The sequence below is a fragment of the Streptomyces sp. NPDC058671 genome (assembly GCF_042716475.1).
In the GTDB taxonomy this organism is placed as follows: Bacteria; Actinomycetota; Actinomycetes; order Streptomycetales; family Streptomycetaceae; genus Streptomyces.
In genome coordinates this window covers 186,037-209,633 of the sequence record NZ_JBHXSA010000004.1, presented here as the reverse complement: position 1 = coordinate 209,633, position 23,597 = coordinate 186,037, and the positions used below count along the sequence as shown (strand labels likewise).

Annotated in this window: 22 protein-coding genes and 1 pseudogene; 18 read left to right on the top strand and 5 right to left on the bottom strand. The window is 71.5% G+C overall.

The annotated features are described in order from the left end of the window. Window positions 1–4: 4 nt before the first annotated feature. The 3 genes and pseudogenes from ACFWV2_RS07340 (at window position 5) to ACFWV2_RS07330 (ending at window position 3,299) form a co-directional block, all read left to right on the top strand. On the top strand, window positions 5–451 hold the full coding sequence (locus ACFWV2_RS07340; RefSeq protein ID WP_384403012.1) for a cobalamin-dependent protein: 447 nt from the start codon (window positions 5–7) through the stop codon (window positions 449–451). After that, a pseudogene (locus ACFWV2_RS07335) lies at window positions 444–1,718 on the top strand (methylaspartate mutase); the annotation flags it as partial. The gene ACFWV2_RS07340 and the pseudogene ACFWV2_RS07335, both read left to right, overlap by 8 nt. Before the next feature lie 180 nt (window positions 1,719–1,898). Then, window positions 1,899–3,299, top strand: coding sequence for an aspartate aminotransferase family protein (locus ACFWV2_RS07330; RefSeq protein WP_384403280.1), 1,401 nt, complete (start codon window positions 1,899–1,901; stop codon window positions 3,297–3,299). Between the two features lie 81 nt (window positions 3,300–3,380). On the opposite strand, the gene ACFWV2_RS07325 is transcribed toward ACFWV2_RS07330, so the two are convergent. After that, a complete protein-coding gene (locus ACFWV2_RS07325) occupies window positions 3,381–3,917 on the bottom strand; it encodes a hypothetical protein (RefSeq protein ID WP_384403009.1) in 537 nt (178 codons plus the stop codon). Window positions 3,918–4,134: 217 nt separating this feature from the next. Between ACFWV2_RS07325 and ACFWV2_RS07320 the strand changes: the two genes are divergently transcribed. From ACFWV2_RS07320 to ACFWV2_RS07305, 4 genes are all read left to right on the top strand, one after another. Beyond that, a complete protein-coding gene (locus tag ACFWV2_RS07320) occupies window positions 4,135–4,653 on the top strand; it encodes a toxin-antitoxin system HicB family antitoxin (RefSeq protein ID WP_384403007.1) in 519 nt (172 codons plus the stop codon). Between the two features lie 82 nt (window positions 4,654–4,735). Beyond that, window positions 4,736–5,584 carry a DUF4097 domain-containing protein gene (locus ACFWV2_RS07315; RefSeq protein WP_384403004.1) on the top strand — a complete coding sequence of 283 codons (849 nt, stop codon included), beginning with the start codon at window positions 4,736–4,738 and terminating at the stop codon, window positions 5,582–5,584. A gap of 80 nt (window positions 5,585–5,664) precedes the next feature. Further along, complete coding sequence (locus ACFWV2_RS07310) at window positions 5,665–6,648, top strand: ATP-binding cassette domain-containing protein (protein ID WP_384403001.1); 984 nt, start codon at window positions 5,665–5,667, stop codon at window positions 6,646–6,648. Continuing rightward, a complete protein-coding gene (locus tag ACFWV2_RS07305) occupies window positions 6,645–7,436 on the top strand; it encodes an ABC transporter permease (protein WP_384402998.1) in 792 nt (263 codons plus the stop codon). Before ACFWV2_RS07310 ends, ACFWV2_RS07305 begins: the two co-directional genes overlap by 4 nt. A 23-nt stretch (window positions 7,437–7,459) precedes the next feature. Here ACFWV2_RS07305 and ACFWV2_RS07300 read toward each other — a convergent pair whose 3' ends face one another. The 4 genes from ACFWV2_RS07300 to ACFWV2_RS07285 form a co-directional block, all read right to left on the bottom strand. Beyond that, window positions 7,460–8,671: a helix-turn-helix domain-containing protein gene (locus tag ACFWV2_RS07300; protein WP_384402995.1), complete on the bottom strand. Its 1,212-nt coding sequence runs from the start codon at window positions 8,669–8,671 to the stop codon at window positions 7,460–7,462. 218 nt (window positions 8,672–8,889) lie between these two features. Continuing rightward, entirely contained in the window at window positions 8,890–9,834 is a 945-nt protein-coding gene (locus ACFWV2_RS07295; RefSeq protein WP_384402992.1) for a hypothetical protein, read from the bottom strand. An 83-nt stretch (window positions 9,835–9,917) separates the two neighbouring features. After that, complete coding sequence (locus tag ACFWV2_RS07290; protein ID WP_384402989.1) at window positions 9,918–11,561, bottom strand: DUF6801 domain-containing protein; 1,644 nt, start codon at window positions 11,559–11,561, stop codon at window positions 9,918–9,920. Window positions 11,562–11,679: 118 nt separating this feature from the next. Then, the gene (locus ACFWV2_RS07285; protein WP_360787329.1) at window positions 11,680–12,315 is read right to left on the bottom strand and encodes a hypothetical protein; all 636 of its coding nucleotides are present in this window, start codon (window positions 12,313–12,315) and stop codon (window positions 11,680–11,682) included. Window positions 12,316–12,943: 628 nt separating this feature from the next. On the opposite strand from ACFWV2_RS07285, the gene ACFWV2_RS07280 reads away from it, so the two are divergent. From ACFWV2_RS07280 to ACFWV2_RS07230, 11 genes are read left to right on the top strand one after another with little or no spacing between them, the layout of a single operon-like run. Beyond that, window positions 12,944–13,954 (top strand): ABC transporter ATP-binding protein, encoded by a 1,011-nt coding sequence (locus ACFWV2_RS07280; RefSeq protein ID WP_384402986.1) that lies wholly within the window; start codon window positions 12,944–12,946, stop codon window positions 13,952–13,954. Beyond that, a complete protein-coding gene (locus ACFWV2_RS07275; protein WP_384402983.1) occupies window positions 13,951–14,715 on the top strand; it encodes an MlaE family ABC transporter permease in 765 nt (254 codons plus the stop codon). Before ACFWV2_RS07280 ends, ACFWV2_RS07275 begins: the two co-directional genes overlap by 4 nt. 3 nt (window positions 14,716–14,718) lie before the next feature. After that, window positions 14,719–15,525, top strand: a complete 807-nt coding sequence (locus ACFWV2_RS07270) for an ABC transporter permease (RefSeq protein ID WP_056555096.1) — start codon at window positions 14,719–14,721, stop codon at window positions 15,523–15,525. Between the two features lies 1 nt (window position 15,526). Then, window positions 15,527–16,780, top strand: coding sequence for an MCE family protein (locus ACFWV2_RS07265; RefSeq protein ID WP_384402980.1), 1,254 nt, complete (start codon window positions 15,527–15,529; stop codon window positions 16,778–16,780). Next, the gene (locus tag ACFWV2_RS07260) at window positions 16,777–17,838 is read left to right on the top strand and encodes an MCE family protein (protein ID WP_384402977.1); all 1,062 of its coding nucleotides are present in this window, start codon (window positions 16,777–16,779) and stop codon (window positions 17,836–17,838) included. The genes ACFWV2_RS07265 and ACFWV2_RS07260 overlap by 4 nt, the downstream gene beginning before the upstream one ends. Continuing rightward, the gene (locus tag ACFWV2_RS07255) at window positions 17,835–18,881 is read left to right on the top strand and encodes an MCE family protein (RefSeq protein ID WP_384402974.1); all 1,047 of its coding nucleotides are present in this window, start codon (window positions 17,835–17,837) and stop codon (window positions 18,879–18,881) included. The genes ACFWV2_RS07260 and ACFWV2_RS07255 overlap by 4 nt, the downstream gene beginning before the upstream one ends. Continuing rightward, window positions 18,878–19,912: an MCE family protein gene (locus tag ACFWV2_RS07250; RefSeq protein ID WP_384402971.1), complete on the top strand. Its 1,035-nt coding sequence runs from the start codon at window positions 18,878–18,880 to the stop codon at window positions 19,910–19,912. Before ACFWV2_RS07255 ends, ACFWV2_RS07250 begins: the two co-directional genes overlap by 4 nt. Next, a complete protein-coding gene (locus tag ACFWV2_RS07245; RefSeq protein WP_384402968.1) occupies window positions 19,909–21,135 on the top strand; it encodes an MCE family protein in 1,227 nt (408 codons plus the stop codon). Before ACFWV2_RS07250 ends, ACFWV2_RS07245 begins: the two co-directional genes overlap by 4 nt. Continuing rightward, complete coding sequence (locus tag ACFWV2_RS07240) at window positions 21,132–22,421, top strand: MCE family protein (RefSeq protein WP_384402965.1); 1,290 nt, start codon at window positions 21,132–21,134, stop codon at window positions 22,419–22,421. Before ACFWV2_RS07245 ends, ACFWV2_RS07240 begins: the two co-directional genes overlap by 4 nt. Next, a complete protein-coding gene (locus ACFWV2_RS07235) occupies window positions 22,418–22,978 on the top strand; it encodes a hypothetical protein (protein ID WP_384402963.1) in 561 nt (186 codons plus the stop codon). The genes ACFWV2_RS07240 and ACFWV2_RS07235 overlap by 4 nt, the downstream gene beginning before the upstream one ends. Next, window positions 22,975–23,586: a hypothetical protein gene (locus ACFWV2_RS07230; protein ID WP_384402960.1), complete on the top strand. Its 612-nt coding sequence runs from the start codon at window positions 22,975–22,977 to the stop codon at window positions 23,584–23,586. The genes ACFWV2_RS07235 and ACFWV2_RS07230 overlap by 4 nt, the downstream gene beginning before the upstream one ends. Window positions 23,587–23,597: the final 11 nt, after the last annotated feature.

Sequence of the window (23,597 nt, the reverse complement as noted above, 5' to 3'; positions counted from 1 at the left end):
GCCGATGCACGCGCTGCCAGGCCGGGGCGAACGCCTCGTCGTCCTCGGCGTCGCCGAGAGCGACGCCCACGCCGTCGCCAACCAGCTCATCGCCCTCCAACTGCGGGACTACGGCTTCATCGTGGTCAACCTCGGCGTCTGCACCCCGCTCGGCGACTTCGCCGACGCGGTGGACGCACACCCGCAGGCCGAGGCCGTGCTCATCGGCAGCCTCAACGGTCACGCCCACCACGACCTCCGCGAGCTGCCGGCACTGCGGGCCGCGGGCCGGCTCCACCCGCCCGTCGTCGTCGGGGGCAACCTGTCCGTCGGCAGCCGCACGACCGACGCGGACCTGCGGCGCCTCCGGGACCTGGGGGTCGACCACATCCTGACCGACGGCAACGAGATCGTGCTGCTGCTCGACCGGCTGCGGAGCACGGGCAAGGCGGCCGAACTCCAGCATGACTGAGCTCGACGCACTCGAACTCGCCCCGGACGTCGCCGCCTCGCTTCCCGACTGGTCCGACGTCCTGGCCCACCTCGCCTCACCGCGCCTGCCACGGGTGGTCGACGTGCTGCGTGCCGCGGAGGCGCGGGGGCGCCCCGCCGTGCAACCGCGCTGCGGGGTGGGCGGGCACACGCCGATGAGGAAGCTCCTGCGCGAACTGGAGGGCGCGGGACCGGACATCCTGTCCGTCACCATCGACTCCCACACCCGGCTGCGGAAGTTCCGCGCGGCGCGTGACGTCCTGCTCCGCGACCCGGCCGAACTCAACGGCTATCCGCTGGTCACCCACGGGTGGCGACGGGGCCGGCAGCTCGTCGGGACGGTGGGCGTGCCCCTGGAGGTGCGCCACGGTTCACCCGACCCGCGCGAACTGTTCGCCGTCTCCCTGGCGTCGGGCATCACCTCCTTCGAGGGCGGCGGCATCGGCTACAACCTGCCCTACTCCAAGGACGTTCCGCTGGCCCGCTCCCTGCGCGCGTGGCAGCGGGTCGACGCCGTGTGCGGCGCGCTGGCCCGCTCCGGAGTCGTCGTCGACCGGGAGCTCTTCGGGACGCTCACCGCCGTGCTCGTCCCGCCGTCGGTGAGCCTCGCCATGACGCTCCTGGAAGGGGTCGCCGCCGTCGCGGAAGGCGTCCGCTGCCTGTCGATCGCCTATCCCCAGAGCGGGGAGGCCCACCAGGACATCGCGGCCCTGCGGGCGACGCGCACCCTGGCCCGCCGCTACCTCGGCCCGGACGTGGAGGTGTATCCCGTCCTCCACGAGTTCATGGGCGTGTTCCCCACCACCCACGAGTTCGCCGGCGGGCTGATCCTGCTGGGCGGTCTGACCGCCCGGCTCGGCGGCGCCACCAAGGTGATCACCAAGACGGTGCAGGAGGCGCGGGGGATCCCCGACGCCGCCGCGAACGCCTCCGGACTGCGCACCGCGATCTTCGGGGCGTCGGACCTGCTGGACTTCGTCCGCGTGGACGAGGACCGCGTGGCGGAGGAACAGCACTGGATCGAGCGCGAGGTGGCCGAACTCGTCGAGCCGGTCCTCGCGGCCGACGTCCTCTTCGAGGGGATCGAGCGGGCCTTCCGGGACGGCAGGCTCGACATCCCGTTCAGCGCCAGCGTCCACGCCCGCTCCGCGATCGTGCCGCGTCGCGACGCCCACGGCGCGGTCCGGTACGGGAGCAGCGGGAACCTGCCCTTCTCCGGACCGGTACTGCGCCGCCAGGCCGCGCTGCTGCGCGAGGCCGAGGGGGCCCCGTCGCGCAGCCGGATGGCGGCGGTCCACGCCGACATCCACCATTTCGTCGGCAAGGAGAGATCCCTGTTCCCCGGTCGGCCGCCGGCCGCCGACCGCCGGCTCCCGCCCCCCGACCCCTCTCGCACATCGTTCTCCCAACCATCGATCGAGGTACCCATGACGAGCACCGCATCCGGCTCCGCCGCCCCCGTCCCCGCCGGTCTGCCCGACCCGGAGGCGGGCGCGCGCGTCGTCGCCGACGACCGGGCCCACCTGTTCCATTCCTGGGCCGCGCAGGGTGCCGTGAACCCGATACCGGTCGCCGGGGGCGAGGGGCGTCACTTCTGGGACTACGAGGGCAGGCGCTACCTCGACTTCTCCTCGCAGTTCATCAACCTGAACATCGGACACGCCCACCCCAAGGTCGTCGCCGCCATCAAGGAGCAGGCCGACCGGATCTGCATGATCGCCTCGACCTTCGCCAACGACCGGCGCGGCGAGGCCGCCCGGCTGATAGCGGAGATCGCGCCGGGCGACCTCAACCGGGTGTTCTTCACCAACGGCGGGGCCGAGGCCAACGAACACGCCGTCCGCATGGCCAGGCTCCACACCGGACGTCCCAAGGTCCTCTCCGCGTACCGCTCCTACCACGGCGGGACGGCGACCGCGATCAGCCTCACCGGCGACCCGCGCCGCTGGGCGAACGAGAACTCCGGCAGCACGTCGGGGAACGTCGCCCACTTCTTCGGCCCCTACCTCTACCGCTCGCACTTCCACGCGACCACGGAGGCCGAGGAGTGCGAGCGCGCCCTCGCCCACCTCGAGCAGGTCATCGCGTTCGAGGGGCCGTCCACGATCGCGGCGATCGTCCTGGAGACGGTCGTCGGCACCGCCGGGATCCTCGTCCCCCCGCCGGGCTACCTCGCCGGCGTCCGGGCGCTCTGCGACCGGTACGGGATCCTCTACATCGCGGACGAGGTCATGTCCGGCTTCGGCCGCACCGGCGCCTGGTTCGCCGTCGACCACTGGGACGTCACCCCGGACCTGATCACCTTCGCCAAGGGAGTCAACTCCGGTTACGTGCCGCTCGGCGGGGTCATCCTCTCCGACGCCGTGCACGAGACCTTCCGCGAGATGCCCTACCCCGGCGGCCTCACCTACTCCGGCCACCCCCTGGCGTGCGCGGCCGCGGTGGCCACCATCACCGCGATGCGGGAGGAGGGCATCAACGAGAACGCCGCGAGGGTCGGGGCGGAGGTCATCGGCCCGGGCCTGCGCGAGATCGCGGACCGGCATCCGTCGGTCGGCGAGGTGCGCGGACTCGGCGTCTTCTGGGCCGTGGAGCTGGTCCGTGACCGGGAGACCCGCGAGATGCTCGTCCCGTACGCCGCCGGCGGCGAACTGGCCCGCCCCGTGGACGAGGTGGTCGCCGCGTGCAAGGAGGGCGGCATGTGGCCGGTGTACAACTACAACCGCATCCACGTCGTCCCCCCGTGCACCATCACCGACGAGGAGGCCCGAGAGGGCCTGGCCATCCTCGACCAGGCCCTGTACGCCGCCGACAAGTACGTGGGCTGACCGCTTCCTCCGAGCCGGGAACGGGGGCACGGGGCCGGGCCGCGCGGGGAAGTCCCGGGCGGCCCGGCCCCGGCCGTGGGTTCAGCTCTCCTCCGCCCGGGACAGCGCCTCGGTGATCAGACGGGTGGCGAACTGGCGGTCGTCGGTGAGCCGGTTGATGTGCTCCGCGAGCAGGAAGGCGGTGGCCTCCAGGGGGTTCATCTCCTCCGTGGTCCAGTCGCCGTACTGCCGACGCCACAGGCTGGGGCTCAGCCCGGTGCCCGCCGCGACGACGAGGCCCGCCATCGTGGGGATGGTCTCGGGGCGGATGCTCCTCGGCATCATGCGCATCGAGGCCACGAGGTTGGGCACGACGTACTCGATGACGTCCCTGTCGTGGTCCTCGTAGGCCATCCGCAGCCACTTCATGAACATGAAGATGATCGTGCACGCGCCGTCCAGCACGTCGTCGACCCCGGTGGGGCCCATGGATGTCGTGAGCTGTTCGACCAGCTTCCGCTGTTCGGGATCGGCCTCGGTCCTTCCGTCGTAGACGGCCTTGAGCTGGGAATCGATCATCATGAGCGCCGCACCGACATCGCCGGCCGGGGCGTACATGGGGTCACAGGGCGACGACACAGGATCCCTCCTCGTGTGACCGCGGCAGGCAAGCGCGGCATGTCCGTACGGTAGTCGGCTGATCACTCCGGGGTGAGGGGTTCGCGGGTTCGAGCCCGCCCCCCGTCCTGCCGTAGTCGAGTACGTGTGACGCCCGGTGGTGCCGCCCCGGTGCCATGTGGTGCCAAGTGGCGCCACAGGCTTGCATGTGGCGCCATTGCGGTGCCATGATGGCGTCATGGACCTCACCCCGTATGTCGACACCCTCCGCCGCGAACTCGCGGTGGCCGCCGAAGCCGGCGGGGACGAAGCGCGCGCGCTCGCCGAGCGGCTCACCGCGCCACTGGAGTCGGCGGCCCGGCTGACCATGCTCCATGTGCTCTCCGCCGCGACGGACGAGATCACCCGTGAACTCGCCCCCGGTTCCGTCGACGTACGGCTGCGCGGACTCGACCCCGACTTCGTGGTGACGCTGCCGTCCACCGACGCCGGCGGCCACGCGGAGCCGGCCGCGCCCGCCGAACCGCTCCCGGCACCGGCTTCCGCCGAGGGCGACGAGGGCGGCACCGCCCGCGTCAACCTGCGTCTGCCGGCCCACCTCAAGGCCCGTGCCGAGGAGGCCGCGGCCCGCGAGGGCCTGTCGGTCAACGCGTGGCTGGTGCGCGCCGTCTCGGCCGCGGTCGACGGTGGCACCCGGCCGCGTACGACCGAGCGGGCCCAGACCATCGGCCAGAGCATCACGGGCTGGGTGCGCTAGCCGCACCCGGTCCGCGCCACCTCACCTCACACCACGTCCCACCAGCGGGGACGCCCTGATGACCCAAGAGGACGGGACAGCCATGCCTTCTTTCGACACCCCTGAAGCGATCTCCGTCACCGCCCACGTGGAAGGCGGCGCCATCCGGTTCTCCGCCGGTGACCGCGTCGACACCCTCGTCGAGGTGCGGCCGCGTGACCCGAAGAAGGACCAGGACGTGCGGGCGGCCGAGCGGACCGAGATCGCGTACGCCGGTGGCGTACTGACCGTCAGGACGCCCAAGTCCACGCTGCTCGGCCTCGGCCGCACCGGCGTCGTCGACGTGACGGTCGAGCTGCCCACGGGCTCGCGCGTGGACATGACCGGCGCCTGGGCCCAGGTGCTCGGCGAGGGCCGGCTCGGTGAGGTCCATGTGAAGACCTCGTCCGGGGACGTCCGCCTCGACACCACCGGGCCGCTGTACCTGAACGCCTCGCACGGGTCCATCGTCGTCGACCGCGTCTACGGCGCGGCCGAGATCACCACCAGCTCCGGCAGGCTGCGCGTCGGCCTCGTCGACGGCGCAGCCGTCCTGAAGAACTCGCACGGCACCACAACCGTCGGCGTCGCGACCGGCGACCTGAGGGTGAGCGGGGCCAACGGTGACATCGAGATCGGCCGCGCCGAGGCGGCGGTCACCGCCACCACCGCCCATGGCGCCCTCCGTGTGGCCGAAGTGGCCCGCGACACCGTTCAGTTGGAGACGTCATACGGCTCCATCGAGGTCGGCATCCGCGAGGGCACCGCCGCCTGGCTCGACGTCAGCTCCGACCGGGGGCAGGTGCGCAACACGCTCGCCGCCTCCGACACCCCGCAGGACACGGAGGAGACCGTCAGGATCCGTGCCCGTACCCGCTGGGGCAACATCGACGTTCGCCGCGCCAAGGTCTGAGCGTCAGCCCCTCACCCGCCCGTCCTTCCGCCCGCTCCCACCTTCGAACGGAGGGCTCCATGCCTTCTTCTGTCATGCCCATGCCCATCTCTGGCCCGGGGGACGGCTCCCCGGTCGCCGTCTCCGCCCTCGGACTGCGCAAGTCCTACGGCGACAAGACCGTCCTCGACGGCATCGACCTGCGCATCCCGGCCGGGTCGGTGTTCGCGCTGCTCGGTCCGAACGGTGCCGGCAAGACCACCGTCGTGAAGATCCTCTCCACCCTCGTCACCGCCGACGGCGGACAGGCGCAGGTCGCCGGCCACGACCTCGCCACCGCCCCCCAGGCCGTGCGTGGCGCGATCGGCGTCACCGGGCAGTTCTCCGCCGTCGACGGACTGATCACCGGCGAGGAGAACATGCTCCTCATGGCCGACCTGCACCACCTGCCCAGAGCCGAGGGCCGCCGCGTCACCGCCGAACTCCTCGCCCGTTTCGACCTCGCCGACGCCGCCAGGAAGCCCGCCTCCACCTACTCCGGCGGCATGAAACGACGCCTCGACATCGCCATGACCCTCGTCGGCGACCCCCGCGTGATCTTCCTCGACGAACCCACCACCGGCCTCGACCCCCGCTCCCGCCACACCATGTGGCAGATCATCCGCGAACTCGTCACCACCGGCGTCACCGTCTTCCTCACCACCCAGTACCTCGAGGAAGCCGACCAGCTCGCCGACCGGATCGCCGTCCTCCACCACGGCACCATCGCCGCCGAAGGCACCGCCGAACAACTCAAACGCCTCGTCCCGGGCGGCCACGTCCGCCTCCGCTTCACCACCCCCGCCACCTACCGCACCGCCGCCACCACCCTCCAGGACGCCACCCGCCACGACGACGACCTCACCCTCCAACTCCCCTCCGACGGCAGCCAGCGCAACCTGCGCACCATCCTCGACCGCCTCGACGCCGCCCACATCGAAGCCGACGAACTCACCGTCCACACCCCCGACCTCGACGACGTCTTCTTCGCCCTCACCGCCACCGTCCCCACCCAGCACAACCCGCCCCAGGAGGCCACCCGATGAGCACCCTCGCCCTCGCCGCCCGCGACACCACCACGATGCTCCGCCGCAACCTCCTCCACGCCCGCCGCTACCCGTCCATGACGCTCAACCTGCTCCTCACCCCGATCGTCCTGCTGCTGCTCTTCGTCTACATCTTCGGAGACGTCATGAGCGCGGGCATCGGTGGCGGCGGCGCCGACCGCTCCGAGTACATCGCCTACATCGTCCCGGGCCTGCTGACGGTGACCATCGGCAGCACCGTGATCGGAGCCGCGATCGCCGTCTCCATGGACATGAACGAGGGCCTCATCGCCCGCTTCCGCACGATGGCGATCCACCGCGGCTCCCTGCTCATCGGGCACGTCGTCGGCAGCGTGCTCCAGGTGCTCGCCAGCCTGGTCCTCGTCGGTGCCGTCGCCGTGGCCATCGGCTTCCGGTCCAGCGACGCCACGGCCCTGGAGTGGCTGGCGGCGTTCGGACTGCTCGCGCTGTTCGCCCTGGCGCTCACCTGGATCGCGGTCGGGATGGGCATGGCCAGTCCGAACCCGGAGGCGGCCAGCAACATGGCCATGCCGCTGATCCTCCTGCCGTTCATCTCCAGCGCCTTCATCCCGGCCGACACGATGCCGGGCTGGTTCCAGCCCATCGCCGAGTACCAGCCCTTCACCCCCGCCATCGAGACCCTGCGAGGTCTGCTCCTCGGCACCGGGATCGGGCACAACGGATGGCTCGCCGTCGCCTGGTGCCTCGCCCTCACCGCACTCGGCTACTTCTGGTCCAAGGCCGTCTACGACCGCGACCCCGAGTGACCCGACCCGACCGGGCGCAGCTCTCAGTCCGCGCGCTTCGCCTCCCGGAGGTGGAGCGCGCGGAGTGCCGCTTCCAGGGCGAAGCGGCGGTCGGGGTCCAGGAGCCGGTCCCCGAAGTGGTTGTCCAGGTTGCGCAGGCGGTAGCGCACCGTCTGGGCGTGCACGCCCAGCATCTCGCCGACCTGCTCGGCCGGGGCGCGGGTGGAGACATGGACGCGCAGGGTCTCGATCAGCCGCTCGCGCCGGGTGCCGGACAGGCCGTCGAGCGGGGCGAGTTCACGCTGGGCGAGCTGGGCGGTGAGAGCGGGATCGGCCAGCAGCCATAACGTTGTCAGGTGGTCCTCGCAGTGCACGAGGGGAGAGTCCGCCACGACGCCGTCGTCGATGAGTTCGAGGACGCGCCGTGCCCAGCGGACGGAGTGGGCGGCCTGCCCCGGCGGCACGGTCAGACCGACGACGGCGGGCGTCCCGGCCAGGGCGGAGCGGAGCATCGAGAGGCGCTCGGCGGTGAGGGGGCCGGGGATGAGCAGATGCGGCTGGGGGAGGCCGAGGTCGGCGAGGACGTCCCGGTCGAGGCCGGCCTGGACGAGTTCGGCGACCGGCGGGCGGAGGGCGACGAGGGTGCACTCGGCGGGGAGTTGCCAGGAGGCCTCCTGGCACAGCTCGGCGATCGTCGCCCGGGGGAGCGGGGGGCCGGCGACGACGAGGTGGAGCAGCTGTCTGCGCAGGGCCGCCACGTCGGACGTCCCGCGGGCCTGGACCATGACGTACCCCTCGCGGGAGAGGTTCTCCAGCTCCTCGACGTAGGCGAAGAGGGCGTCGGCGAAGGCCAGGATGAGGGTGGGGGAGAGGTTGTACGTGCGCCCGATGCTCTTGGCCCGGCGCAGGGCGATGCGCGCGCCGAGACGGTAGGCGCCCTGCAGGGTGTCGAGGTCACGACCCTCGTACGCCTCCACCCGGCCGAACTTGCGCAGGAGTTCGTCCCGGAGGGCGGAGTTGGTCCCGGGGGCCGCGACCCGCTCCACGAACGCCGCCAGGGCCTGCTCCACGCCCTGGCGGATCGCGTCCGAGTGGGGGCCGTTGAAGAGGTGGGCGTACACGGGGTAGGCCCGCTGGACCTCCACGCCTATCTCCTTGATGAGTCCGGGGATCTCCGGCCGCATCAGGTCGGCGAACTCCCTGGGGAGCGGGTCGAGCGGTTCACCGGTGGCCGGTGAGTGTGCGATTGCGGGCATGGACCGATCCCTTGCTCTCCTGCGCGACCGGTGGGGGGAGTGACGGTCGACGGCGCCCGACCTGGTGGGGCGGGCGCCGCGGGGGCCGTCAGGCGCGTACCGACGTGGACTGCCGAAGCTAGGACACCTGCTGTGTGCTGTACACAACTTGCGCAGGAGTTGGCGTCCCTGGAGGGCGTACGTCGCCGAGTAGGCCGGGAATCGCCGCTGGTTGGCCGTTACTTGACGGCGGAGTGCCAGTTCCGGGACAGCACCTTTCCGGCGTCGGGGGCGACGAGACCGGGAGCGTAGAGACCGGTCAGATAGGTCTGCGTGTTGTTGAGGGTGAGGCTGTTCTTCCCGGCGGCGGACGGCAGTCCGGTCTTGAGGTTGACCGCGCCGTCGATCAGGCCGAACAGCCCGAGGCCGCAGCCGCTGGCGCCGGGGACGGCGAAGGTCCGGTCGACCTGGGTGGAGCCGAGGATGTTGAGGCGGCTCATGTCGCCCTCCTCGTTGGGGGAGCCGTCGCCGTTGTAGCGCTCGACGGCGAAGGACGGCGACGTGAGGTTGCTCGGGCGCAGCATGATCGGCTTGGACTTGGTGCCGATGTAGCAGTTGCTGCCGAGGAACGGGTTCTGCAGGTGGATGCGGACCGGGATGTTGACGATCGGCATGTCGGTGAGGACGCCCGCGATCTGGTCGAAGTCCGAGGGGGTCCCGATCGATTCCACGGTGGCGGTGATCTTGTTGAGCTTGGCGTCCGTGAGTTGCTTGCAGATCTCGGTGATGAAGGGGATGTCGCTCGGACACATCAGACCGAGCAGGCCGCCGGGGACGGTGGCGGAGTCGGCGATGAGCGAGCCGGCGGCGGGGGCGACGACCGTGCTGGTGCCGTCGGGGTTCTGGACGACGCCGATCTGGAGGTCGGTCCTGCCGGTGACCACGGTCGTGTTGCCCAGCTTGATGGAGCCGCTGGCGGAGGACGAGGAGACGCACTGCGGCGAGGTCTCCAGGCCGTCCGCGGCGAGCATCGCGGGGGCGTCGACGGGGCAGCGGGGGAAGGGGCCCCAGGCACCGTTCAGCTGCGGGGCGGCCGCGGTCGCCGTGCCCACGGAGACGAAGGCGCCGAGCGCGGTGAGGGCGGAGAGCGTGGCGAGTCGGGTGCGGGAGGAGAGGACGGGCATGGCGATGCCTTCCGTTGAGGGGGGGGAGGGGAGTTGCCGGGGGAGAAGCGGGTGGGGAAGGAGGTGGGGCGGGGTGCGGCGGCTCAGCGTTCGGGCTTGGGCACGACGTACGGCTGGCGGTCCTCGGTGCACTGGCCCTCGGTGGGCACCTCCACACCCACGGCGCAGGTCTGGCCCTGGATCTGCCTGATGTGGTTGCCGGGGCCCGAGATGGACGCGGTGAGGAGCCGGTCGAGGTTCTCGCCGCCGGCGCCGCAGCCCTTGAAGGCGGGGACGGTCACCTCACCGGTGAGCGGGCCGCCACTGGTGAGGACGTAGCCGGTGGCGTCGGTGCCGTTGAGGAGCTGTCCCTTGCCCAGGAGCACCAGATGGTCCCCGGGGTACGTGGCGGGGTCGGGTTCCGGAGAGCTGAGGGGCGCCGCCGTACGGCAGGAGGGCCCGACGTCCAGGCGGGTGCCGTCGACGCGGACGTCGAGGACGCGCAGGACGAGGGGGACGCGGATCCAGGTCTCCGCGATGTTGTCGGGGAAGACGAGGAGGATGTCCGACTCGACGGTCATGGGACCCGCCTGCTCCAGGACCATCGTCGCCGTGGCCGGCATGAAGTCGAAGGTGAGGAAGGTGGCCTGGAAGGGCGGGGACTGCTTGCGCCCCTGGTGGGAGAGGGCGGCGTCCGACTTCTGGACCAGGTGGAGGGTGCCGTCCGGGCGGAATTCGATCTCCGGTATGCCTTGCTCGATCAGGACGCAGGACACCGGGACGAGCGTGGCGCCGTTCAGTTTCCGCACGTTGGCGTAGCCCGTGATGTACGCGGTCAGCGACGTGGGGGTCGGCCTGTCGTTGCGGCAGGGCGGTGCGGGCCGTGGGCCCGCCGGGGCGCCGGGCGTCTCCTCCGCGGCCACCTTCGGCCCGCCGACAGCCCCCTTGCCTGGCTCGGGGTCCTCCGGTGTCCCGCCGGTCCCGCCGGCCGTCTCGCGCTCCGTCGGGGGCGCCGGTCGCGGCGCCGAGGAGGGCGGGACGGGAGAGGAGGGGGAAGCGGACGAGGGGGACGCCGAGGAAGGGGTGTCCGACGGCGTGGCGGGTGAGCCCGGTCCTCCGCCGGGTGTGCCGGCGCCGACCGGCACCCTGGCGAGCACCCGCCCGTCCTCCGTGTCCTGACCTGGGACGCAGGAGACGGAGAGCGAGGCGGGGTCGGTGGGCGCGCCGTCGGCCGTGCCCAGGGCGAGGTCGACGCTCAAGGCCTCCGCGCTGAGAGTGAGTTCGCCGGTGCTGTCCGTCGTCAGGGAGGGGACGTCGCCGGTGGTCGTGAGGACGAGCGGCCCTTCGGCGGGTACGTCGAGGGGTTGCGCCGTTCCGCGCCAGGTGACGTCGGTACGTCGACCGTTCTGTACGGCGCCGACCGTGAGCAGGGTCTCCGCCCGTACGGTGGCGGCCTTCAGCGCGACGAGGTCGGCGGCGGCCGGGAGTTCCACCGTCGTGCTGACCCCGGTGGGCCGGACCTCCTCGCCGACGGCCGCCCCCTCGGGGACGGTGGCCCTGATCCGTACCGTCGCGGGCTGCTGTCCCGAGGGGAGCGTGCAGAGATAGGGGAGTTCGGTGTCGACCTCGTGGGAGCCCAGGGCCACCGCGGCCGCGGGGAGGAGGGGGGCGAGTGCCACGAGGGCGGCGATCGCCGCGCCGCGCGCGTGGGCGCGGGAGGGTCGCAGGGCGGCTCGCTGGCCTCTCATCTGGTGCTCCGCTCGGGTCGTGCGCGTGCGTGCGCGGGGGTGAGGGCGGTCCGGGGCACGGACAGACCCGCGTCCGCCCGGCCGGGTCGCCGGCCGGACGGACGCGGGTTCCTGCGTCCTACGGGTTGGAGCCGACGATCGTCGGGATGGTGGTGGTACCCGCCTTCTTGACGAGGTAGGTGCCCTTGAAGGTCGGCTTGGCGCCGACCGGGACGGCGGAGCCGCAGTTGGTCGACGAGACGACCGTCAGCTCGCCGGCGACGCTGTTGACGGCGAGTGCGCCCGTCGAGTTGGTGTACGTGCCGGACGCCTTGCCCGTCACGCGGAAGACGCAGGCGCCGACGGTCACCTTGGCGTCGACGTTGCCGACGTAGCCCTTGGTGACGCCGGTGCCGGCGGTGTAGTCCTGGGCCACCACGGTCCAGGGGGTGGTCGCGACGGTGGTCACGTTGCCCAGGACGCTGGTGCAGGGCGCGCCGGTGGCGCCGAAGGCGATGGCGCTGATGGAGGCGACGGTCGCCGGGTTGCCGGTGGCGCTCGCCATGGAGCCCGAGGCGTTCGACTTCGTACACGTCATGGCGATGCCGTTGACGCTGAGGACGACGTTGCCGCTGTTGGCCGCGGTGAAGCTGGTCGGCGTCGGGTTGACGGTCCAGACGGTCGAGGGCACCGCCGAGGCGGGGGCCGCGGCGAGGGCGAAGGCGGCCGTGGCGGCTCCGGCGACGACGGCGAGGTTTCTGATCTGCTTCTTCATGGCTCTGGGACTCTCCTTGGGGATTGACCGGCAGAGGGTGGCCGCGGTGGGGGTCGAGCGGCCGACGGCCCGACATTTCTCGGCCGCGAAACCTGACGTTACTTGCGGGAAACTTAGCTGAACAATGGCGCAGCCCATGATTCTTTGAAGTGGTCGTATTGCCTGTCAGGCGGGTGAGCGGTGCCGGTAATCCCCTTGGTTCCGGGGTGCGCAAAGTCGACAATAATGATCGATCACCCGGGCCCGGGAGATGTGTCCCGAATTCGACAGTTCCCATGGCTGAAAGCGCCCTACCTGCTCTCTCCGGTGACAGACCGAGAAGCGGAACTGTCTCCCGTCTGACAAATGCGCCGGGGTTCGGCCCCGACTCGGGAAAACTCGGAATCCGGTATTGCCGTGGAAGGTTACTCGGCCGTAGCGTTCCCGGGGCGGTGCCAAGGTGCAGGTCGGCACGGCTCTGCGGCCCGCTCTGTCTCGGCGGAGACAAAAGCCGATCCCGGCTTTGTCTCCGCCGTGACAAACACGGAACCGGATCTAGGTTTTCGGTGCCCGGCTCTTGTCCGGATGATCCGCACCGACTTACCGTGCGCCCGCGGCGCACACCCGACACACGCTTGCTGGAGGTGGGATGGGAATCGAAGTAGTCGTTGAGGGTCTGACCATGTCCTTTGGCAAGCAGAACATCTGGCAGGACGTCACGCTGACATTGCCGGCCGGAGAGGTGAGCGTCATGCTCGGCCCTTCCGGAACCGGAAAGACCGTCTTCCTGAAATCGCTCATCGGACTGCTCAAACCCCAGCAGGGCCGCGTCCTCATCAACGGGGTCGACATGGTCAGCAGTCCGGAACGCGACATCTACGAGACCCGGAAACTCTTCGGCCTCATGTTCCAGGACGGCGCCCTCTTCGGTTCCATGACCCTCTTCGACAACATCGCCTTCCCGCTGCGCGAGCACACCCGCAAGCGGGAGTCCGAGATCCGGCGCATCGTCATGGAGCGGATCGACCTCGTCGGCCTCCTCGGCGCGGAGGGCAAACTGCCGGGCGAGATCAGCGGCGGCATGCGCAAGCGCGCCGGCCTCGCCCGAGCCCTCGTCCTCGACCCGCAGATCGTCCTCTGCGACGAACCGGACTCCGGGCTCGACCCCGTCCGCACGGCCTATCTGTCCCAGCTCCTCATCGACCTCAACGCGCGGATCGACGCGACGATGCTGATCGTCACCCACAACCTCGACATCGCGGCCACCGTCCCCGACAACATGGGGATGTTCTTCCGGCGCAACCTCGTCACCTTCGGACCGCGCGAGGTGCTCCTCACCAGCGACGAGCCGGTCGTCACCCAGTTCCTCGCCGGCCGCCGCGAAGGCCCCATCGGCATGTCCGAGGAGAAGGACGCCGCTCTGCTCGCCGCCGAGTCGGTCAACCCCGCCCACCACGCGGGCGGGCCTCCCGGCATCGTCCCGCAGCTGGAGCCCTCGCCCGGTCTGCCGCCGCGCGCCGCCGTCGCCCGCCGCCGGGAACGGGTCCTCGGCATGCTCGACCGACTGCCGCCCGCGGCCCGCGCCGCCATCCGCGACACCTACGCGGGCAGCGCGGCGGCACCCACCCTGACCATGCCGGCCCCGGGGAGCGGCAAGTGATCACCGGCGGGCTGCGGCAGACCGGCCGTCTCTTCGCCCTCACCGCCGAGGTGAGCCGGGCCGTCTTCCGGCGCCCCTTCCAGTTCCGCGAGTTCCTGGAGCAGTTCTGGTTCATCGCGAGCGTCACCATCCTGCCCGCAGCCCTCGTCTCCATCCCCTTCGGCGCGGTGATCGCCCTCCAGGTCGGCTCGCTCACCCAGCAGTTGGGAGCCCAGTCGTTCACCGGCGGCGCCAGCGTCCTCGCCGTCATCCAGCAGGCCAGCCCGCTGATCGTCGCCCTCCTGATCGCCGGCGCCGGCGGCTCCGCCATCTGCGCCGACCTCGGCTCCCGCAAGATCCGGGAGGAGCTCGACGCGATGGAGGTCATGGGCGTCTCGCCCGTACAGCGCCTGGTCGTCCCCCGCGTCCTCGCCACCATGGCGGTCGCCGTGCTCCTCAACGGGATGGTCTCCGTCGTCGGCACGCTCGGGGGCTACTTCTTCAACATCGTCCTCCAGGGCGGCACCCCCGGCGCCTACCTCTCCAGCTTCTCCGCCCTCGCCCAGCTGCCCGACCTCTACATCAGCGAACTCAAGGCCCTGATCTTCGGGTTCATCGCGGGCATCGTCGCCGCCTACCGGGGACTCAACCCCCGCGGCGGCCCCAAGGGAGTCGGCGACGCCGTCAACCAGTCCGTCGTCATCACCTTCATGCTGCTGTTCTTCGTGAACATGGTGATGACCGGCATCTACCTCCAGATCGTCCCGCCGAAGGGAGGCTGACCGATGGCCTCCCCGTTCGTCTGGCTCGACCGGTCCGGCGACCAACTCCTCTTCTACGTCAGGGCCCTGCTCTGGATCCCCCGGACGCTGCGCCGCTACCTCAAGGAGGTGCAGCGCCTGCTCGCCGAGGTCGCCTTCGGCTCCGGAGGCCTCGGCGTCATCGGCGGCACCATCGGCGTCATGATCGCGATGACGCTGTTCACCGGAACCGTCGTCGGCCTCCAGGGCCACGCGGCCCTCGAACAGATCGGCACCGCCGCCTTCACCGGGTTCGTGTCCGCGTACTTCAACACCCGGGAGATCGCCCCGCTCGTCGCCGGACTCGCCCTCTCCGCGACCGTCGGCGCCGGATTCACCGCCCAACTCGGCGCCATGCGCATCAACGAGGAGGTCGACGCCCTCGAAGGCATGGGCATCCGCTCCATGCCGTACCTGGTCACCACCCGCATCATCGCGGGCGTCGTCGCCATCGTCCCGCTCTACGCGATCGGCCTGCTCTCCTCCTACCTGGCCTCCCGCTACGTGACGGTCCTCTTCAACGGCCAGTCCCAGGGGACGTACGACCACTACTTCAACCTGTTCCTGTCACCGACGGACGTCCTCCTCTCGGTGCTCAAAGTCCTGATCTTCAGCGTGATGGTGATCATCGCCCACTGCTACTACGGCTTCCGGGCCTCCGGCGGGCCCGCCGGCGTCGGCATCGCCGTCGGCCGCTCCGTACGCAACGCGATCGTGCTGATCAGCGTCACCGACTTCTTCCTGTCGCTGGCCCTCTGGGGCGCGACCACGACCGTGAAGGTGGCGGGGTGAGATGAGCGACTCGACGGCCGAGACCCTGCGCCGCCGGTCCGCCGGCGTCGTGTTCCTGCTTGTGCCCGCCCTGCTCGCCTGGCTGGCGGTCGCCGTCTACGACAAACGCTTCACGGCGTCCGACCCGGTCGTCGTCGAGACCGGCAGCGTCGGCAACGAGATGCACCTCGGCGCCGAGGTGAAACTGCGCGGCGTCGTCATCGGCGAGGTCCGCGCCATCGACGCCACCGACGGCGGAGCCCGGCTCACCCTCGCCATGCGGCCGGGAACCCTGCGGCACGTCCCCTCCGACGTACGCGCGCAGATGCTGCCGACGACGCTGTTCGGCGAACGGTTCGTGGCTCTCGTACCGCCGGGGAACCCCTCGGCGCGGCCCCTGGACCCCGGCGCCGTGATCCCCGAGGACCGTTCGAGCAACGCCGTGGAACTCCAGCAGGTACTCGACAACGTCCTGCCCCTGCTCACCGCCGTCCAGCCGCAGAAACTGTCGGCGACCCTGTCGGCCGTCTCCCAGGCCCTCGAAGGACGCGGCGACGAACTCGGCGAGACCCTCGCCCGGCTCGACGCCCACCTGCGGAAGTTCAACCCCCAACTCCCCACCCTCACCCGCGACCTGAAAGAACTCGTGAAGGTCAGCCACCTCTACGCGGACGCCGCCCCGGACATCGTCACGGCGCTCACCGACTTCACCACCACCAGCGGCACCCTCGCCGAGAAGGAGGGCGAGCTGGCCGGCACCCTCGGCGTCACCACCCGCACGGCCCAGGACCTCACCGCCTTCCTGCGGCAGAACAAGGACAACATCATCCGGCTCAGCGCCACCAGCAGACCCACCCTGGAACTGCTCGCCCGGTACTCCCCGTCCTTCCCCTGCACCCTGCGCACCCTCGCCCAGTTCGTGCCCGCCATGGACAAGGCACTCGGCAAGGGCACCGACCGGCCCGGACTGCACGTGAACGTGACCACCGTTCCCTCGCGCGGCGCCTACGTCCCCGGCCGCGACACCCCCACCCACGGATCCGGCGGCGGCCCCCGCTGCTACCCCGTGCCCTACCTCGGCGTCCCGGCCGCACCCGCCGCACGGGCCTCCGCCGCCGCCGACCAGCAGCTCGGGCCCGCCAACTCCCCCCAGGAGAACGACCTCGTCAACGAACTGCTCGCGCCCACGGCGAAGAAGCGCCCCGGCGACCTGCCGGACTGGAGCAGCCTGCTCGCAGGACCCGTGTTCCGCGGCGCGGAGGTGACCCTGCGATGACGACACGGCCCACCCACACACGCCGACGCGGCCTGACCGGGACCCTGCTGAAGTCCCTCGCGTTCGTCCTCGTCACCGCCCTCGCCACCACCGTGCTCGGCTTCAGCATCGCCAACACGGGCGTCGGCTCCGCCACCCGCACGTACAAGGCGCTGTTCACCGACGTCACCGGCCTCGTCGACGGTGACTCCGTGCGCATCGCCGGAGTGAAGGTGGGCGAGGTGACCGCCGTACGCGTCGTGCAACGGCGCACCGCCGAGGTCACCTTCTCGGTCCGCGAGGACCGCTCCCTGCCCCTGTCGACCACCGCCGCCGTGAAATACCTCAACATGGTCGGGCAGCGCTACATCTCCCTCGGCCGGGGCAGCGGGGACCTCACCGGCACCGGCACCCTGCGCGCCGGGGACACCATCCCGCTCGACCGCACCACGCCCGCGCTCGACCTGACCCTGCTGTTCAACGGATTCAAGCCGCTCTTCGAAGGACTCTCGCCCGGTGACGTCAACGACCTCGCCGGCTCGCTCGTCCAGGTCCTCCAGGGCGAGAGCGGAACCGTCGACAGCCTCCTGCGGCACATCGGCTCGCTCACGAAGACCGTGGCCGCCAAGGACGAGGTCATCGGCCAGGTCGTCACCCACCTCAACACCGTCCTCACCACCCTCAACGACCGCGAGGCCGCGTTCGGCGACCTCGTCGTCACCCTCCAGAAACTCGTCACCGGCTTCAACACCGACCGCAAACCCCTCGGCGAGGCCGTCCAGGCCATCGGCGACCTCACCACGACCACCGCCGGGCTCTTCCAGGAAGGACGCGCCCCCCTCAAGAAGGACATCCGCGAACTGGGCCGGCTCTCGGGAACCCTCGGCGACCACACTCCCGCCATCGAGAGGTTCCTCGCCAACACCCCCGCCAAGATGACGGCCCTGGCCCGGCTCTCCTCGTACGGCTCGTGGTTCAACCTCTACCTCTGCGAGGCGCGCGTGAGCGGCGTGGAAACCTCCGACGGCTCCAAGCCGCCGACCGGCATCGCCGTGACCGAACCGAGGTGCCGAGGATGAGCCCCCGCCCCCGGTTCAAGCCGGCCAGGGAACGCAACCCGATCGCCGTCGCCGTCGTCGGACTCATGGTCCTCGCGCTGCTGGCCGCCCTCGCCTACCACGTGGAACGGCTTCCCCTCGTCGGCGGCGACACCGCCTACAGCGCCGACTTCTCCGAGGCCGCCGGGCTCGACGAGGGCGACGAGGTACGCATCGCCGGGGTCAAGGTCGGCACGGTCACGGGCGTCTCCCTCGACGGACCCAAGGTCAAGGTGACCTTCGAGGTCGAGGACGCCTGGCTCGGCGACCGGACGACCGCCGCCATCGCCATCAAGACCCTCCTCGGCGAGAAGTACCTGGCGCTGGACCCGCTGGGCTCCGCCCCCCAGGACCCCGGGGCCCGCATCCCGCAGTCCCGCACCACCTCCCCGTACGACGTGACGCAGGCCTTCCAGGACCTCAGCGGCACCGTCGACGCCATCGACACCGAGAAGCTCGCCGAGAGCTTCGAGACGATCTCCGCCACCTTCAAGAACTCGCCGCCGCACGTGCGCAACGCCGCCACCGGCCTGTCCGAACTGTCGAAGTCCGTCTCCAAACGCGACACCGAACTCGCCAGGCTCCTGCGGAACAGCGAGAAGTTCACCAAGACCCTGGAGAACAAGAAGTCCAGCTTCGAGACGCTCATCGAGGACGGCGGCTCACTGCTCGGGGAACTCAAGAAGCGCCGCGACGCCATCCGCGCCCTGCTCAAGGGCAGCCGGGACCTGGGCACGCAGCTCAGCGGCCTCGTCGGCGACAACGACCGGCAGCTCGGCCCGACCCTGAAGGCCCTCAGCCGGGTCACCGGCGTCCTGGAGAAGAACAGCGGCCAGCTCGACAGGACGCTCGCGCTCATCGGCCCCTACTACCGGCTCGTCGGCAACACCCTCGGCAGCGGACGCTGGTTCGACAGCTACCTGTGCGGCGTCGTGCCCCGTACCTACCTGCCCGAGGCCTCCCAGCCCAAGACCGGATGCCAGCCGCCGAAACAGACGGCGACGGCCAAGGGGAGCGGTGAATGAAGACCAGGACCAGAACACCCCTCGTCGCCGGCCTCGCCCTCGCGGTGCTCGCCGCCTGCGGCCTCGTCGCCGTACGCGCCCTCGACACCGGCGGCATCCGCGTCACCGCCTGGTTCGACCGCGCGGTCGGCATCTACGCCGGATCCGACCTGCGCGTCCTCGGGGTACGGGTCGGGGAGGTGGAGTCCGTGGAACCGCGGGGCACCCGGGTACGCGTCGGACTCCGCCTCGACGAGGGCGTACGCGTCCCCGCCGACGCCCGCGCCCTCGTCGTCGCCCCGAGCATCGTCGCCGACCGGTACGTGCAGCTCACCCCCGCCTACCGCGGCGGCAGCGGCCCGGCCCTCGCGGACGGCGCCGAGCTGCCCGCCTCCCGCAACCGCACCCCCGTCGAGATCGACCAGCTCTACGCCTCCATCACCGAACTGAGCCGGGCACTCGGCCCCGAGGGCGCCAACTCCAGCGGAGCCCTCTCCGAACTCCTCGACACCGGCGCGAAGAACCTCAAGGGCAACGGCACCGCCATCGGCACCTCCATCGAGGAGTTCGGCAAGGCCGCCAAGACCCTCGACGGCAGTAGCGACCACCTGTTCGCCACCCTCACCCAGCTCCAGACCTTCACCACCATGCTCAAGAACAAGGACGGCGACGTCCGCGCCGCGCAGGAACGCCTCGACGAGGTCGTCGGATACTTCGCCGAGAACAAGGACGACCTCGCCGGCGCCCTCAAGGAACTCGGCAAGGCCCTCGCCCAGGTCAAGACGTTCATCAAGGACAACCGCGGCGAGCTGAAGAAGAACGTCGACCGGCTCGTCCCCCTCACCCAGACCCTCGTCGACCAGCGCGCCTCCCTCGCCGAGGCACTCGACGTCGCCCCGCTCGCCGCGGACAACCTCGTCGACGCGTACGACAAGGACTCCCGCACCATCCACGGCCGCGCCAACCTCAACGAGATCAGCATGGGCGGACCGCTGCTCCCGCTGCCGGTGACCGGCGGCGCCGCGGCGGGCACCGGAAAGGGGGAGCGGTGAGACGCGGCACCCTGCCCTCCGGGAAGGCCGTCGGCGTCGGCGCCACCGGACTGGTCGCGCTCGGCCTCGGGCTCGCCGTCGTCCTCGGCGCGCTCCCCGCGAACCCCGTCCGGTTCGACGGCATCGAGGACCTGCCGCTGCCCGGCGGCGCCGACCTCGGTTCGCACCCGTACACGGTCACCGCCGAACTCGACGACGTCCTCAGCCTCGCGCCCCAGTCCGCGGTCAAGGTCAACGACGTCGCCGTCGGCCGCGTCACCGCCATCGAACTGGGGACCGGCACCTGGTCCGCCCGCGTCACCCTGGAGATCAACGGAGACGTACGGCTGCCCGCCGACGCCGGCGCCCGCCTCGAACAGTCGAGCCTCCTGGGCGAGAAGTACCTCCAGCTCGTCGCCCCGGCGAAGGGCAAGGGCGGACGGCTCACCGACGGCAGCGTCATCCCCCTGGCCCGCACCAGCCGCAACACGGAGGTCGAGGAGGTGTTCGGCGCGCTGTCCCTGCTGCTCAACGGCGGCGGCGTCAACCAGCTCAAGACCATCACCCGGGAACTCAACTCGGCGCTCGGCGGCCGCGAGCCCGAAGTGCGCTCCATGCTGAGGCGGGTGAACACGCTCGTGGCGAACCTCGACGCCCACCGCGGCGACATCACCCGCGCCCTCGACGGCGTCAACCGGCTCTCCGCCACCCTCGCCGGCCGCAAGGAGGACGTCGACACGGTCCTCACCGGCCTCGCGCCCGGCCTGAAGACCCTGGAGCACCAGCGAGGCTCCCTGCTGACCATGCTGCGCGCCCTGGACACCCTGTCCGGTGTCGCCGTCAGCACCATCGACGCGAGCAGGAAGGACATGGTCGCCGACCTCAAGGCCCTCGCGCCGACCCTGACGGCACTCGCCGACGCCGGTGCCGACCTCCCCGAATCGCTCCAGGTCCTCCTGACGTACCCCTTCACCGACGAGGTGATGCGGGGCATCAAGGGCGACTACCTCAACACCTATCTGCACCTCGCCGCCGCCCCGGGGACCCAGGTGATCCCGCCGCTGATCCCCAGAGCCGAACCCGCACCGACCCCGGCCCCGACCCCGGGCCCCGCCTCCGACCGGCGACCGGGGAAGGGCGGCGGCGCCCAGACCCCGCGGACGGCGCTGCCCCTGCCGCCCGTCCAGCCGGCGGGCCCCTCCGGGCCGGCCACCGCACCGAAGGACGGAGGTGGGAACCGGTGATCACCCGTACCGTACGGCTGAAGAACCTCGCGTTCCTCGTCATCGCCGTGCTCGTCCTCGGCTTCGTCGGCGTCCGCTACGCCGACCTCGGCCGCTACGTCGGCGTCGCCGACCACTACACCGTCCGGGTCCATCTCGCGCGTACGGGAGGACTGTTCACCCACTCCGACGTCACCTACCGGGGCGTCTCCGTGGGCCGCGTCGGAGACATCGGCCTCACCGCCGAAGGAGTCGTGGCCGAACTGCGCATCAAGAAGTCGGCCCCCCGGATCCCCGCCGACGCACGGGCCGTGGTCGCCGGACTCTCCGCCGTCGGCGAGCAGTACATCGACCTGCGCCCGGAGAGCGACGACGGCCCCTACCTCGCCGACGGCGCCCGCATCGAACAGTCCGACACCCAGGTACCGGCGCCCGTCACCGACGTGCTCGCCGGCATGAACGACCTCACCGGCTCCGTACCCCTGGAGTCCCTGCGCACCGTCGTCGACGAACTCGGCAAGGCCTTCGAGGGACACGGCGACGACCTCCGGGTCCTCCTCGACAACGGCAGCAGCTTCGTGGAGGCCGCCGACAGGTCGCTGCCGGCCACCACCCGCCTCATCCAGGACGGCGAGGTCGTCCTGCGCACCCAGGCCGACGAGAGCCGCGCCATCCGGGACTTCGCCACCGGCGCGCGCGACCTCGCCGCCACCCTCAAGGGCTCCGACGCGGACCTGCGCCGCCTCCTGAGCGTCACTCCGGACGCCGCCGGGCAGGTCAGCGGCCTTCTGCGCGACCTCGACCCCAGCCTGAGCGTCGTCCTCGCCAACCTCCTCACCACCTCGGAAATCGCCGTCACCCGGCAGCGCGGCACGGAGGAACTCCTCGTGAAACTCCCGGCGGCCGTCTCGGCCGGAGCCACCGCCGTCGACGCCGGCCGCGTGAACATCGGCCTTGCCGTCACCTTCTTCAAGCCGCTGCCCTGCACCTCCGGATACGGCGGGACGCGCTACCGCAACGGCCTCGACCTCGGCACCGCGCCCGCCCTCAACACCGGCGCCGCCTGTACGGGCTCCGCCGCCGCCGGGGTCAACGTCCGCGGCTCGGCCCACGCCCCGAAGGGCGGCCCCGTGCCCGCTCCGGCCAAGCCCGGCTCCCTGCCCTCCGCCCACGCCCCGAAGGACGGCGCCCGCACCACGACCGGCCCGCGGCCGACCCTGCCCGGCGCGCTCGAGCTGCCCGCCCAGAGCGGCGGGCCGACGGACATGGCCGGCCTGCTCGGCCTGAGCGCGGGGAGCGCACGGTGAGGCGGGCGGGAGCACTCGCCACCGGAGCCCTCGTCGTCGCCCTCGGCTTCTGCGGCACCGGCGCGTGGACCTACGCGCAGGCCCGCACCGACCAGGAACTCGCCTTCAGCCGTGAACGCGACACCGCGCTCGCCGACGGACGGCAGGGCGTCACCGTCCTGAACACCCTCGACGCCTCGACCCGCGAACGCGCCGAAGCGGGCATCCGGGCCTGGCGCGAGGCCTCCACCGGACCGCTCCGCACCGAACTCGGGCGCACCGAGCCCGCGGTGGGCGCCTCGGCACGCGCCACGGTCACCGAAGCCGCCCTCACCGCGCTGGACGCGAGAGCGGGTACGGCGAAACTCATCGCGACCGTCCGCGTCGACGTCACCCCGCGCGGGGCCGCCGCCGCGACCACCGACCGCAAACGTCTGGAGGCCGTCCTGACGCGCACCGGCGAGGACACCTGGAGGGTCGCGGCACTGAGCGCGGTCCCCGTCACCGGAGCGGAAGGCGGTGCGGGCGGCGGCGCGAGCGGCGACCGGAGCGGCGACGAGAACGGGAGCGGCGAGTGACGGGACTTCCGCACGAGGAGACCGACCGGACACCCGGAGCCGAAGGGCCCGACCAGGACGAGACCCACGTCCCGTCGGGGCCCCGGGACGGCGGGGGTCGCCGGTCCGCCACCGCCTGGCGCAGGGCCGCCCTCGCCGCTGCCGTCGCCGGCCTGCTCATCGGCGGCGGCGCGTTCTTCCACAGCGCCCACCAGCTGCGGTCGACCCCGTCCGCGCGCAACCAGGCGCTCACCGACACCGAGGCCACCACCCGCGTCGGCGGCGACGTGGCCGAGGGTCTCGCCCGGATCTTCTCCTACGCCCCGGCCGGCGCCGACGCCGCCGAACGTTCCGCCGAGTCCGTGCTGGCCGGACGCGCCGCCCGTCAGTACGACGACCTGTTCGCCCAGGTCCGCGCGAGCCTGGTCGAGCAGCGGATCACCCTCACCACCCAGGCCGTCCGCACCGGAGTGATCGAACTCGACGGGGACAGCGCGCGTCTCCTCGTGTTCCTCGACCAGACCTCGCGGCGGGACAGGGCCGCCGCCACCTCCGCCGCGGCCCAGCTCACCGTCACCGCGAAACTCCGGGGAGACCGGTGGCTGATCGTCGACATCAAGGCCCGCTGACGATGAGCGGG

Bases quoted from the DNA above. Each gene is read 5' to 3' on its own strand.
- ACFWV2_RS07250 (WP_384402971.1), top strand. From the start codon at position 18,878: ATGAAGACCAGGACCAGAACACCCCTCGTCGCCGGCCTCGCCCTCGCG.
- ACFWV2_RS07300 (WP_384402995.1), bottom strand. From the start codon at position 8,671: ATGCCCGCAATCGCACACTCACCGGCCACCGGTGAACCGCTCGACCCG.
- ACFWV2_RS07305 (WP_384402998.1), top strand. From the start codon at position 6,645: ATGAGCACCCTCGCCCTCGCCGCCCGCGACACCACCACGATGCTCCGC.
- ACFWV2_RS07290 (WP_384402989.1), bottom strand. From the start codon at position 11,561: ATGAGAGGCCAGCGAGCCGCCCTGCGACCCTCCCGCGCCCACGCGCGC.
- ACFWV2_RS07315 (WP_384403004.1), top strand. From the start codon at position 4,736: ATGCCTTCTTTCGACACCCCTGAAGCGATCTCCGTCACCGCCCACGTG.
- ACFWV2_RS07295 (WP_384402992.1), bottom strand. From the start codon at position 9,834: ATGCCCGTCCTCTCCTCCCGCACCCGACTCGCCACGCTCTCCGCCCTC.
- ACFWV2_RS07320 (WP_384403007.1), top strand. From the start codon at position 4,135: ATGGACCTCACCCCGTATGTCGACACCCTCCGCCGCGAACTCGCGGTG.
- ACFWV2_RS07270 (WP_056555096.1), top strand. From the start codon at position 14,719: ATGGCCTCCCCGTTCGTCTGGCTCGACCGGTCCGGCGACCAACTCCTC.
- ACFWV2_RS07255 (WP_384402974.1), top strand. From the start codon at position 17,835: ATGAGCCCCCGCCCCCGGTTCAAGCCGGCCAGGGAACGCAACCCGATC.
- ACFWV2_RS07285 (WP_360787329.1), bottom strand. From the start codon at position 12,315: ATGAAGAAGCAGATCAGAAACCTCGCCGTCGTCGCCGGAGCCGCCACG.
- ACFWV2_RS07260 (WP_384402977.1), top strand. From the start codon at position 16,777: ATGACGACACGGCCCACCCACACACGCCGACGCGGCCTGACCGGGACC.
- ACFWV2_RS07265 (WP_384402980.1), top strand. From the start codon at position 15,527: ATGAGCGACTCGACGGCCGAGACCCTGCGCCGCCGGTCCGCCGGCGTC.
- ACFWV2_RS07330 (WP_384403280.1), top strand. From the start codon at position 1,899: ATGACGAGCACCGCATCCGGCTCCGCCGCCCCCGTCCCCGCCGGTCTG.
- ACFWV2_RS07340 (WP_384403012.1), top strand. From the start codon at position 5: ATGCACGCGCTGCCAGGCCGGGGCGAACGCCTCGTCGTCCTCGGCGTC.
- ACFWV2_RS07310 (WP_384403001.1), top strand. From the start codon at position 5,665: ATGCCCATCTCTGGCCCGGGGGACGGCTCCCCGGTCGCCGTCTCCGCC.
- ACFWV2_RS07280 (WP_384402986.1), top strand. From the start codon at position 12,944: ATGGGAATCGAAGTAGTCGTTGAGGGTCTGACCATGTCCTTTGGCAAG.